This window comes from Acinetobacter sp. ANC 4648, assembly GCF_002135345.1.
In the GTDB taxonomy this organism is placed as follows: Bacteria; Pseudomonadota; Gammaproteobacteria; order Pseudomonadales; family Moraxellaceae; genus Acinetobacter.
In genome coordinates this window covers 110,886-123,227 of record NZ_NEGI01000008.1, presented here as the reverse complement: position 1 = coordinate 123,227, position 12,342 = coordinate 110,886, and the positions used below count along the sequence as shown (strand labels likewise).

The window sequence follows — 12,342 nt, the reverse complement described above, 5'->3', positions numbered from 1 at the left end:
ATTGAACTTTATGGCTTATAAATAGAGATCAATAAGGTATTCTTTTAATCAGAATTATAATGAGCTATATAACTAAATAGAACATTCATAGAAGGTATATAAAAGGGTAATTGATATGTCAAAAGATTTTAATCACCCCAAAGTCGTTGATGGTTATGATGTGCATATTCGAAAATTGATCCCAGGGTATGAACTCATCCATTTACAAGTTCATGCCATTCTTAAAACCTATCTCTCTGAACAAGCGCATATTTTAGTGGTGGGTTGTGGTACAGGTTATGAGCTGCAATATTTAGCTGAGCAATTCCCACAGTGGACATTTACGGCGATTGATCCGGCACTGAATATGTTAAATCAGGCCAAATATCATCTTGAACAGTTGGGGCTTATAGATCGGATGAATTTTTTTCATGCTGATACTTCAATTTTAAATTCTTTGAATCAACAATTTGATGCTGCACTTTCTATTCTAGTCTCACATTTTGTTCCACTTGAATTTAAACAAAACTATTTTCAAGATATTGCAGAATCCCTGAAAAAAGATGGTTTATGTCTAAGTTATGACTTAATGAAAATTGAGCATGATCAGCAATGGATTACGCTCAAACTGTTGGTACAAACCATAGGGTTAAGTGAGGCACAAAGCCAAGCTATGCTGGATCGTTTAGCACAAGACTTTTTCTTAATTGATGTAGTACAGATGCAAGATATATATAAACAAGTAGGTTTTAAATCTGTGGCAACTTTTGCTCAAGTTTTGAATTATTATGGTTTTATAGGGTTTAAAGCTTAAAACTGAAGATAAACTGCAGTTTTAAGCAAGCAATAAAATTTTAATTATTAAGGCGTATTCACTTCATAAAGGAGTGCGAAAGAAGACAATAAACCTAAAGCCTCATCAGCTTGCACAATATGGATCTGCTCCCCATCTATTTGAATTAATTTTTCAGTCATAAAATAAGTTAAGATTAAATCAATTTCATCCAAAACCTCATCTACTGACCATTTTAAGAAAAATATTTTTTGAATATCAGGATAACGTGCAACAACTGTTGTAACCAATTCCAGTTTACTAATAGAAGTATTCTCTTGCTCCAGCTGATTTTTAAGTACATCTGCTATTAGTGCAGGAAGCATAAATGTATGTAGAATATTATTACTAAAGTATTTTAATAATGCTTCTTGCTTATTTGCAACTTTAATCCAACGCTCATTATCATGTTCAATAAACTCAATTTGCTTCAGCTTAATCGCATATTGAATGATTTCATGATTAGACAATGGGGTAATCTGCATACGATCATCATAATGATGCTGTTGTAGTAGATTGCGAAATTGGGTTAAGCGTTGTAATACATCTCGCTCAGATAGTGAGTAAGTAGGTGCATTTAATAAAACTAATGAAATTAAACTAATAGGGTTAATAACCACTGCTTTATTAATATTTTCTTGAATATTATGCGCCACATCATCAACTGTAGCTTTGACTGAGATGGGTAATTCATCTTGTAAGCTTACTTTTTTCGGTGCTTCATTTTTCTTTAATAAATCATCTAGAAAAACTGGCTCACCAAAATTCACATGCACAATGCCAAAAACTTTTTCAATTTTCTTAAAGGATTTTAATAATCCAAATAACGATTCCGCTTGTTTCTTTTGTCCACCAAGTTCTTGAATATAAGATGAACCTTCTAATAGTTTCTCATAACCAAAATAAGTCGGAATAAAAGCAATCGGTTTACTGTTACCCCGTAAATGACTTTGGATGGTAATTGCTAACATACCTTTTTTGGCCGGCAGTAAAAGTCCAGTTCGTGAACGACCACCCTCAATGAAATATTCTAAGGGAGTATTTCGACTTAACATGCTGTGAATATATTCTTTAAAAACGGCGGTATATAACGCATTTCCATTGAAGCTACGGCGGATAAAATATGCGCCTGCACCACGCATTAATTGGCCAACTACAGGCATATTTAAATTAATACCAGCTGCAATATGTGGCACCATTAAACCACGATTATAAATTACATAGGACAGTAACAAATAGTCGATATGACTCCGGTGGCAAGGGGTATAGACAATTTCATAATCTTTGGCCAACTCACGAACGGTATCAAAGTTATGTACTTCAATTCCATCATAAAGTTGAGTCCACAGTTTTGTTAGTGCAATTTCGGCAAAACGTAAAGTTGAATAAGAAAAATCAGAAACAATTTCATCTAAGTAATGCCGTGCCAAATTTTCAGCTTCATTAACACTGATTTTTTTATGAATACTTTCTTTGAGAATGGCTTCCTTAATCGTGTCCGTAATCATGAGTTTATTAATTACATTACGGCGATCAGATAGATCGGGCCCTAAAATTGCTTCTTTATATTGATTGAATGATTTGTTTAGCTCAGTCACCACATAGTGCGCAGGTGCAAAATTGGGTGCAACCTCAGTGGCAGTATTAATTAATGCGCGTAAAGAAATAGCTTGATGGAATTCAATATAATTTTCACGACCATATAGAGTAATATTGAGTGCTTGTTTAATACCTGTTGGTTTGGTCCATGCATCTGCCATTAATGCTTTATACCAACTATCTTCATTTTCAGGTGCACGGCCCCATAAAATGGTGACTGGAACCAATAAAACATCGCTTTCAGGATGTTGAAGTAAGTACTCGACTAGACGGATTAACTTGTCTGGATAATAAGCAGATGCATTGGATTTGGTTGGTTCAAGCGTCAGAAAAGAATCATCCTCTCGATAGTCACCGAGTACTAAAGGTGAAAAAGCAGGGCTAAGCTGTCTTTTTTTAGTTTCATTATCAATCAGAACCTTATTTGAAGTTGAATCATCTTGAATGACATAGCAAATGGGTAATGCATTTAATTTATTATCTTGGACTGTATTTTCCAGTGCTTGTGTATCACCTAAAACTTGGGGACTGACAATTTTATCTAGAATCTTTTTGGTGAGTTGTCGGTAAATTTTTTGATAAGCACTGTTCGCCATGGGGTTCTCAAAATCCTTTCTAGAAAGATATTATGCTTGAAATATTATATAAATGCGCAATTGGATTTGGTGCGTATTTGGACAAACAAAGACATATAGAAATTAAATTTATGATTTATAAAGATAAACATTTAATTTTTTTAGATAATTAAATCTTAATTCTGAACATCCATGTTTCATCAAAAAGCGATATGATAGATCAAGATAACTTTATTTATAATCAAGGAAAGATCATGCCTATAGATCCAAATTTTCCAAAAACTGAAAATTTAGGTATTGCAGTATATTCTAATAATGCAGAAGCAATTGGAAATACGCCTTTAGTCCGTATTAATCGTATTATTCAAACAGGTGCAACTGTTCTTGCTAAAGTTGAAAGCCGAAACCCTGCTTTTTCAGTGAAAGATCGTATTGGCGCAGCTTTAATTGCAGATGCTGAACAACGTGGTGTTTTAAAACAGGGTATGCATATTGTTGAGCCGACCAGTGGGAATACTGGTATTGCACTTGCATTTGTTGCAGCCGCTAAAGGTTATGAAATTACACTAACTATGCCTTCAAGTATGAGTATTGAGCGTCGTAAAGTACTCAAAGCCTTAGGGGCAAACTTGGTCTTAACAGATCCTGCCAAAGGAATGAAGGGTGCAATAGAGGAAGCTGAACGTCTTCGTGATGCTCAACCTGAAGTTTATTTTTTACCACAACAATTTGAAAATCCAGCCAATCCGAAAATTCATGAGCAAACCACAGGCCCTGAAATTTGGGCCGCAACGGGTGGTAAAGTCGATATTTTAGTTGCAGGTGTTGGTACAGGCGGAACGTTGACTGGTATTTCACGTTATTTTGAAAAAGTTAAAAACCAGCCGATTTATTCTGTTGCGGTTGAACCTGCAGAATCTGCAATTATCAGTCAAGCAAAACGTGGGGAAGATCTCACGCCTGGACCACATAAAATTCAAGGGATTGGTGCAAATTTCATTCCTAAAAACTTAGATTTAGATCTCGTTGATGAAGTGATTACAGTTCTTAGTGCTGACGCAATTACCTTTGCACGTAAAACAGCAACCCAGGAAGGTATTTTTGTCGGGATTTCAAGTGGCGCAGCGATGGCAGCCGCGGCTAAACTTGCTGAACGTCCTGAAAATACAGGAAAAACCATTGTAGTCATTCTGCCTGACGCAGGTGAACGTTATTTATCTTCAGTTTTATTTGATGATATTTCTGCAGATTAAATTTATTTATAAAGTAAATTTTTAGAACACTAATATTACTAAAAAACCAGTGAGCAATTCACTGGTTTTTTAGCTTATAGATTTATTTTATTTCACAAATTCTTCATCTAGATGATATCAATCTTATTGATGGCAACAGGATTAAGCTTTGTGAAAATTACATTTTTTTAAGGATTAAATAAGTACATACCCAATACATTTGTTCGAAATGTCACTTGACCTTCCCATGGTTGGAATCTTTATGCTGAAGCGATAAGATAAGATTAAATAGTGGAAGGTGTTGATATGAACGATCTAGTAAAAAACACACCAAAATATACAGGCACAGTATCTATTGAAGGGATGACTTGTGCTTCATGTGTAGGCCGTGTTGAAAAAGCCCTCAATAAGATTGATGGAGTACAATCTGTTGCAGTAAATTTAGCCACAGAAAAGGCGACTATTCATAGTGATCAGCCTATCAATTATCCAGAAATTATTAAAGCTATTGAAAAAACGGGTTATACCGTTGTAACAAAACCACCGATTGAGTTAATGGTTGAAGGGATGACTTGTGCTTCCTGCGTAGGTCGTGTTGAAAAAGCCTTAACTAAGGTGAATGGTGTTCGTTCTGCAGCAGTCAATTTGGCGACTGAAAAAGCACTCATTCATACCTATGCTGATGTTAATATCCAAAGCTTAATTGCCGCAATTGAAAGAGCGGGTTATAACGCGAAACCTGTTGAACAAAATAGTACTGAACAAATTGATCAGAAAGCCAACGAGCAAGAATTATTAAAACGGGATTTAATCATTGCAACTGTGCTCGCAGTGCCTGTTTTTATTCTAGAAATGGGATCGCATATGATTCCAGCATTTCACCATTTTATTGCAACCCAGATTGGCACACTTAATAGTTGGTATATCCAGTTTATATTAACCACATTAATTTTATTATTTCCGGGACGGCGCTTTTATCAAAAAGGCATTCCCGCATTATTTCGTTTAGCACCCGATATGAACTCGCTCGTTTCGGTTGGAACGTTAGCAGCATATAGCTTTTCTGTGGTTGCCACTTTTATACCAACAGTTTTACCTGAGGGTACTGTCAATGTTTACTACGAAGCAGCAGCAGTAATTGTTGCACTGATATTACTTGGACGTTTTTTTGAAGCGAAAGCTAAAGGTAAAACATCTCAGGCGATTCAACATTTAGTCGGAATGCAACCCAAAACAGCACGTGTAAAACAAGATGGGGAGCTGATTGAAATTCCAATTACAGAAGTTCTATCGGGCATGATTGTTGAAATTCGTCCAGGAGAACGCGTACCTGTAGATGGTGATGTGGTATTTGGGCAAAGTTATATTGATGAGTCCATGATTACAGGAGAACCAATTCCTGTTGAAAAAAGTATAGGTTCAAGTGTAGTCGGTGGGACCGTTAATCAGAAAGGTAATATTCAGATTAAAGCAACTGCTGTGGGTAGCGATTCTGTTCTTGCACAAATTATTCGCATGGTTGAACAAGCTCAAGGCTCAAAACTGCCCATTCAAGCTCTGGTTGATAAAATTACGATGTGGTTTGTGCCAATTGTAATGTTATTAGCGTTATTCACATTCTTAGTCTGGTTTATTTTTGGTCCTGAGCCAGCACTGACTTTCGGTCTTGTAAATGCCGTTGCGGTACTTATTATTGCTTGCCCATGTGCAATGGGATTAGCAACGCCGACCTCTATTATGGTGGGTACAGGTCGCGGTGCTGAAATGGGGATATTGTTTCGCAAAGGTGAAGCATTGCAACTTTTAAAAGAAGCCCGAGTAGTTGCTGTAGATAAAACCGGTACTTTAACTGAAGGAAAACCAACATTAACTGATTTTGAAGTGATCGCTGGTTTTGATGAAAATGATGTATTGCTTAAAGTTGCCTCAGTAGAAGATAAATCAGAACATCCGATTGCTCAAGCCATTGTAACGGCAGCAAAAAATAAAGGTTTAATTTTAAAGAGTGTGCAAAATTTTAATTCTGTTACAGGTTTTGGTATAGAAGCACTAATTGAAGATAGTGCAATACATATTGGCGCAGATCGCTTCATGCAAAAGATGGGATTGGATTTGACCATTTTTAATCAAATTGCTCAACGATTAGGTCAAGAAGGTAAAACCCCGTTATATGTGGCTATTGATCATCAACTAGCTGCAATCATAGCCGTTGCAGATCCTATCAAGACATCAACCTTCACCGCAATTCAAGCTCTGCATCAACTTGGTTTGGCTGTTGCTATGATTACTGGTGATAATCGACATACAGCTGAAGCTATTGCAAAGCAATTAAATATTGATGAAGTGATTGCAGAAGTATTACCCGATGGAAAAGTTGAAGCTGTACGTCAGTTAAAACAGCGTTATGGTCGAGTCGCTTATGTAGGTGATGGAATTAATGATGCACCAGCGCTTGCTGAAGCAGATGTGGGTTTGGCAATAGGGACGGGGACTGATGTTGCAATTGAGGCAGCGGATGTTGTATTGATGTCTGGAAGTTTATTGGGTGTCCCGAATGCAATTGCCTTAAGTAAAGCAACAATTGATAATATTCGTCAGAATTTATTTTGGGCATTTATTTATAATGCCGCATTAATTCCTGTTGCAGCAGGATTGCTATATCCGCATTTTGGAATTTTACTTTCTCCAGTTTTCGCAGCGGGTGCAATGGCATTATCTTCTGTTTTTGTACTGGGAAATGCTTTACGGTTAAGAGCTTTTGCCCCAACATTAATGACAGATCATTAATGTTATTTAAAAAGAATAAAATACTGTAGCTGATTGTAATTACTAGCTACAGTCAATTTGACTGAGGTGAAATATGAATATCGGACAGGTTTCGAAACAGTCTGGAATTTCTTCAAAAATGATTCGTTATTATGAGGAAATTGGACTTATTGATGTTGCCAAAAGGTCAGATGCTGGTTATCGAATATATACCGAGCAAGATTTAAAAACCTTGAACTTTATTAAACATGCTCGTGACCTTGGTTTTTCTTCCGAACAAATGAAAGAACTTATATCATTGTGGAAAAATACAGGACGTACCAGTGCAGAAGTAAAGCAATTGGCTTCTAAGCATATTGAAGCGTTAAACCAAAAAATTAAAACCTTACAAGAGATGGTAGATACACTGCAAGATTCAGTTGTCAGTTGTTCAGGTGATTCAAGTTCAAATTGTACGATTCTTAAGCATATTGAGCATGGAGCTGATATTAGATAATTTTACTGAATATGATGAATTATTCTTTGAATCTATTCTCTATGCCGTGTTTTTTATTTTATGTTAAAGCACTTGACCTTACCATGATGTCAAGCTTTAAAGTATTTCTATATTCACAGATCCTTTATTTAACTGGAGATTTAACATGAAACTATATATAGCTAATATAACTTGTGGTGGCTGTGCTCGAGGAGTGACTGCAACGATTAAATCAATTGATGCAAATGCAAATGTAAATATTGATGTTGAAAATAAAATTGTAGATCTTGAAACAATAGAGCCAACTCAAGTTATTTTAGATGCGCTTGCTGAAGATGGTTTTCCTGCGGAAGTACGTTAAATTAATAAAGCTAAACCTATATTATATTTAAAAGCCAGATAATTTTTATCTGGCTTTTATTATCCATATGAATACAAACAATATAATAAGCTATTTCTAGTATCTAATTTTTAATATCTACTGATTTCGCATAATGTATATTATGTTAAATAGAATATCTAAGACTGTGGCCTACACAACCTAGTTGTAGCCACAGCTCAAGATCGTGAATCTAAATAAGTGTATTCACGATCTTGAGTAAGCTAAGTAACATAATATTCGTTATGCAAAATTCTGCGCTATCTAAACCGTTGGATCTGATGATCTAGTTTTATAAATAATAATTTCAATCGGTCTATTTCTTCATGGTTATCTATATCTAAGCTCTGAATATGACCTATATAGCTCTCCAGTGACTCAAGCATAAATACATAGTCTGATTTTAGTAATACGCCTTTATTGCGGTCATAACTTGTCGCTCTGTATATATGTCTATTTGTAATAATTTTTAGACTGTTCCCAATGATCAGGAAAAAAACCTTTTAAAATGCCTAAAAAAATAGCCATTAGGGACTTTGATTGAGAATAAGCAATTTCGCTTAGAGCTTCAAAAGACTAATTTAAAAGCCAGTATTTATAAATGCTTGCAAATGTTTCATGAGCGCTTTCAAGTCAAAGGTTTAAATGAAGTGGTAAATTTGACTGATGAAAGTGTGTTCTGTGATGAAAGGCGTATGGAGCAAGTGTTGATTGCATTCTTCTCAAATGTCTTAAGATATGCTAATCCGGGGCAACTGATGATTACGACCTACAAAACACAAGAAAACTGGATTTTGATGTTAGAGGACGAAGGTCCTGGGATTGATGAGTCTCATCTTGAACACTTATTTAAACCGTTCTATCGCTTGGAAGATTCTAGATCACGTTTAGATGGTGGTACAGGCTTAGGACTAGCGGTTATTGATGCGATCATTGAGGCTCATCAAGGCAGCCTAAATTACTCTAAATCAAAAACATTAGGTGGAAGCTGCTTTAAAATACAGTTAAAAAATTATCCAATCTTAAATCAGTAATAAGTGATTCCAATGAAAAAATATATCCGTAAAAATCAGATGATTTAGTATATCTTAAACTAAACATTTTTCACTGAAACCCCAACCTAAAATTTTAATTAATAAAATTAATAAGTATTCCCTACTGACGATATTTTGAAAGCATAAAGAATACAACAACAGCAAGTATGCCTATTACTAAACCCGCTGTGGTTAATAATGTGACATGTGCAGCACTAAAAGCCATTTTTCCTGCTGAAATGAGTGCTGCACCTTGCTCTGTAGGTAAATTACTTGCAACCAAATAAGTATCACCGATTGAAAGACTCGCTTTTTCTGCTAAAGAAGCTGGAAAATCTGAAGGTATTTTAATATTGCTACTAAAAATATTTGCCATAAATACGCCAAATAAAGTAATACCAAGTCCAGTACCAAGTTCATAACCTGTACTTTCCAATGAGCCTGCTGCTGCCCCCTTTTCTGCAGGTACAGATCCCATAATTGCAATTGATGATGCTGTTAAGCCAATACTAAGCGTCAAACCAGTCACTGCTAAAATAAAGGGAACAATCACACCAGGATTATGAAAGTCAGAATATCCGAGACTCGCTAAAGCACATGCGGCAATAAATAGTGACAGTGTAGCAACCAAACGAAGTCCAAATTTATTTGAAAGAAATCCAGCAGTTGGCCCACCAATAGCTGCAGCGACCATAATCGGCACCATAAACAGACCTGCTTGTAGTGGTGTTAGGTCAATTACATATTGAAGCTCCATAGCTAAAGTGAGTTCAACCCCAGCTAAAGCCCCAGCAGCAACCATCGCCATGATAATCCCTGCCAAAATGGCTGGACGTGAAAATAGAGAAAGATCTAACATAGGTTGGGTAGATTTAAGTTGTTTACGTACAAAAATGACCAATAAACCTATTGCAATCATTGCAAGCGCTAGCACAACGAATAACGACTGTTTACCACCGATTCCGGCTTTAAGTGAATAAACAAGCGATATTAAGCCAACAATGAGTAACAATGCTTGACCAAATGCCCAATGACCAGGTGTTGTGACCTCTTCTCGAGATAAAAGAAAATAACATGTTGGAGCAACAACAAGCATTATTGGTACGTTAATCAAGAAAACTGAGCCCCACCAAAAGTATTCAAGCAAGCCCCCTCCAATAAGCGGACCTATTGCTGCACCTGCAGATCCAACAGTCCCCCAGATGCCAAGAGCTATAGCACGCTCAGCACTGTCTTCAAAAGTTTTGCGAAAATACCTAGAACACAAGGCATTATCATTGCACCACCCAAAGCAAGAAATGCACGAGCCCCTATGAGCATCGATGCACTTTGAGAAAACGCAGCAAGTATGGAAGCAATACCAAAAATTATTAATCCAACTAACAAGACCTTCCTATTACCAATACGATCAGCAAGTGTTCCCATCGGAACTAAGAGACCTGCCATGAGAAGTGGATAGATATCAATGATCCATAAAACTTCAGTACTAGATGCACTCAAAGATTGAGTTAGTGAAGGTACCGCTACATGGAGAACGGTCATATCAATAACAACGGGAAGAAAGGCAAGTACTACCGCTGTTAGTACCCACCATCGTTTCGGATCACGATAAGAAGTTGTCATAATTGCACCTATTGAGGGTGGTTTATTTATCTAATATATTTTAATTTTGATTTCGGAATGGTAGCTCACGAGCATAGTTCCGACAATCCCTGTAGTGCTCATTAAGGAGTCTGTTACTAAACTCCTTAACTATTTTTTTCACATTAAAAAGTAAGCATTGTATTTTATGAAAATTAGCGCAAGTAACGCTCTTGGCTAGATTTTTAAATACGGGACTGATGGAAATTACTTCTAAAATTAAAGGGTTTAAAAATAGAATTTTCCTTAAAGTAGAGCTAAGACTCATTTTGTATAAAATAAATAAATTTCAAATACACAAATCATTTTATACTTTTTAGGTTGTTCTTAAAATTTTATAGCTAGTTTAGGATTTGAGCTAAAATTGGCATCGCCTATTTTTACAGCCCTACTTTTCGATCAATTCTGCACTAAGTTTTGCCTTACCTTTATTTTTAATTACCTTAACGGGGCAATATATGCCAGGTTTATTGATATTAAAACAAACACTTGATTGAATATGTACAAAAACAAGCAATTGCTCAACAGTGTACACGGTTATATTGGCATACACAGGAAGTTAATCATACTGCCCAAAAATTTTATGACTGGATTGCTGAAAAATCAGGAGTAATTGAATATCATATGTCTTTATAGTAACTGTGCTGATAAAGCTACTTAATACTTTGGCTTTATTGTTCTTAATTTATACTTCTAAAAAACTTGAAATAATTTGTGTTATTTCAAGTTATGGGATTAATCACTCTCTATTTCTATAACGCTGACTGTATAATCAAATATGATTTATCATTTAATTCTTATATGAAAAATACATTTTCTGACAATACTCAAATTCAAGTGGTTTCTACTTTTTCTGAACTTGTAAATACGAATTTTCAAGCAAATATGAATGCCATTTGCTGGTATAGAAATTTGCTTGGTGACTTTAAAGAAATTATGGCTAAACTTCAGTTAAAAGAAAATATTACAGAAGTTTCTATTGAAGATATTTTAACGCTACAACTTTCAGAAAAAGGTAATCTAGCAAGGGAAATTATCTTAAGGGATATACAGCTATTAACTGATTTCGGAGCATCACCTTCTCTTAATTTACTTAAAAGTTACGAACGGGATGAAGAGCTAGACTTTATCTCAACAGATGTATATTCGTATCATATTGATCGCTCACCCATCGAAACAGATACTTTTTTATGTACTTACCATGGCTCTGCAAGTGATATTTTGCCGCATGATCAGGTTGAGCAAAAGATTTTGATTCCAGAAATCAGGGAGAAACTGAAAAAACTACATGACGGTCCAGAGACTGAATTTGAAACTTTTTTAGAAGATAATTTTTTTGATCTACATTATCAGTCTAAACCTGATACAAAACCTGTAAATTTAGGCTCAGGACATCTTTGGCGGTTGGCAGTAGATCATCCAACGCAACAAGCCTTACCCTGTGTGCATAGAGCTCCGACTGAAAAGGATGGTGAGTATAGACTACTATTGATTTGTTAAATATTTATTCGATATTAGAGTCGGTAATATTGATTCCTATCAAATTTAGAATCTTAAATGCTTAAGAGAAATAGGACAGATTATCCCAAAAAAATTAAGTAAACCAAGCCAAAGAGCCCGATCATTATCACCAATCTTTACCGACATTTTATTAATGGGGTTATCTAATTTCAATCCTCACTGTATTTGTGATTTTATGGATCTTTCAAACGGAATACCCAAGAGGGATTCATTTAAAAGACCAAACTAATTTTTTTCATTCTTTTATTCCCATATCACGTATGACCATTGCAATATTGTGTGAAAAATTTTAATCAGAGGGATTGATCT

At 35.5% G+C, this 12,342-nt stretch carries 8 protein-coding genes and 3 pseudogenes; 9 read left to right on the top strand and 2 right to left on the bottom strand.

The features are described 5' to 3' along the window. Positions 1 to 115 precede the first annotated feature (115 nt). Positions 116 to 793 carry a class I SAM-dependent methyltransferase gene (locus B9T27_RS13415; protein WP_086207312.1) on the top strand — a complete coding sequence of 226 codons (678 nt, stop codon included), beginning with the start codon at positions 116 to 118 and terminating at the stop codon, positions 791 to 793. Positions 794 to 840: 47 nt separating this feature from the next. On the opposite strand, the gene plsB is transcribed toward B9T27_RS13415, so the two are convergent. Beyond that, positions 841 to 3,006 (bottom strand): glycerol-3-phosphate 1-O-acyltransferase PlsB, encoded by a 2,166-nt coding sequence (plsB, locus tag B9T27_RS13410; RefSeq protein WP_086207311.1) that lies wholly within the window; start codon positions 3,004 to 3,006, stop codon positions 841 to 843. Between the two features lie 233 nt (positions 3,007 to 3,239). Between plsB and cysK the strand changes: the two genes are divergently transcribed. From cysK to B9T27_RS13380, 5 genes are all read left to right on the top strand, one after another. Then, a complete protein-coding gene (gene cysK, locus B9T27_RS13405; RefSeq protein ID WP_086207310.1) occupies positions 3,240 to 4,238 on the top strand; it encodes a cysteine synthase A in 999 nt (332 codons plus the stop codon). Between the two features lie 285 nt (positions 4,239 to 4,523). Beyond that, positions 4,524 to 7,004, top strand: coding sequence for a heavy metal translocating P-type ATPase (locus B9T27_RS13400; protein ID WP_086207359.1), 2,481 nt, complete (start codon positions 4,524 to 4,526; stop codon positions 7,002 to 7,004). 73 nt (positions 7,005 to 7,077) lie between these two features. Then, complete coding sequence (gene cueR, locus B9T27_RS13395) at positions 7,078 to 7,479, top strand: Cu(I)-responsive transcriptional regulator (protein ID WP_086207309.1); 402 nt, start codon at positions 7,078 to 7,080, stop codon at positions 7,477 to 7,479. A gap of 145 nt (positions 7,480 to 7,624) precedes the next feature. Continuing rightward, positions 7,625 to 7,819, top strand: a complete 195-nt coding sequence (locus B9T27_RS13390; RefSeq protein WP_086207308.1) for a heavy-metal-associated domain-containing protein — start codon at positions 7,625 to 7,627, stop codon at positions 7,817 to 7,819. A gap of 629 nt (positions 7,820 to 8,448) precedes the next feature. Beyond that, entirely contained in the window at positions 8,449 to 8,871 is a 423-nt protein-coding gene (locus tag B9T27_RS13380) for an ATP-binding protein (RefSeq protein WP_086207358.1), read from the top strand. A gap of 121 nt (positions 8,872 to 8,992) precedes the next feature. Here B9T27_RS13380 and B9T27_RS13375 read toward each other — a convergent pair. Continuing rightward, a pseudogene (locus tag B9T27_RS13375) lies at positions 8,993 to 10,413 on the bottom strand (MFS transporter). A 448-nt stretch (positions 10,414 to 10,861) separates the two neighbouring features. On the opposite strand from B9T27_RS13375, the pseudogene B9T27_RS13370 reads away from it, so the two are divergent. From B9T27_RS13370 to B9T27_RS13360, 3 genes and pseudogenes are all read left to right on the top strand, one after another. Beyond that, positions 10,862 to 10,994: pseudogene (locus tag B9T27_RS13370) on the top strand (benzoate/H(+) symporter BenE family transporter); the annotation flags it as partial. 1 nt (position 10,995) lies between these two features. Then, positions 10,996 to 11,148: pseudogene (locus B9T27_RS13365) on the top strand (GNAT family N-acetyltransferase); the annotation flags it as partial. A gap of 165 nt (positions 11,149 to 11,313) precedes the next feature. Continuing rightward, entirely contained in the window at positions 11,314 to 12,012 is a 699-nt protein-coding gene (locus B9T27_RS13360) for a DUF1826 domain-containing protein (protein ID WP_086207306.1), read from the top strand. Positions 12,013 to 12,342 lie beyond the last annotated feature (330 nt).

What these genes read in the sequence shown, in the direction of transcription:
- plsB (WP_086207311.1), bottom strand. Translation starts at nt 3,006, where the DNA reads ATGGCGAACAGTGCTTATCAAAAAATTTACCGACAACTCACCAAAAAG.
- cysK (WP_086207310.1), top strand. Translation starts at nt 3,240, where the DNA reads ATGCCTATAGATCCAAATTTTCCAAAAACTGAAAATTTAGGTATTGCA.
- cueR (WP_086207309.1), top strand. Translation starts at nt 7,078, where the DNA reads ATGAATATCGGACAGGTTTCGAAACAGTCTGGAATTTCTTCAAAAATG.
- B9T27_RS13380 (WP_086207358.1), top strand. Translation starts at nt 8,449, where the DNA reads ATGTTTCATGAGCGCTTTCAAGTCAAAGGTTTAAATGAAGTGGTAAAT.
- B9T27_RS13400 (WP_086207359.1), top strand. Translation starts at nt 4,524, where the DNA reads ATGAACGATCTAGTAAAAAACACACCAAAATATACAGGCACAGTATCT.
- B9T27_RS13360 (WP_086207306.1), top strand. Translation starts at nt 11,314, where the DNA reads ATGAAAAATACATTTTCTGACAATACTCAAATTCAAGTGGTTTCTACT.
- B9T27_RS13415 (WP_086207312.1), top strand. Translation starts at nt 116, where the DNA reads ATGTCAAAAGATTTTAATCACCCCAAAGTCGTTGATGGTTATGATGTG.
- B9T27_RS13390 (WP_086207308.1), top strand. Translation starts at nt 7,625, where the DNA reads ATGAAACTATATATAGCTAATATAACTTGTGGTGGCTGTGCTCGAGGA.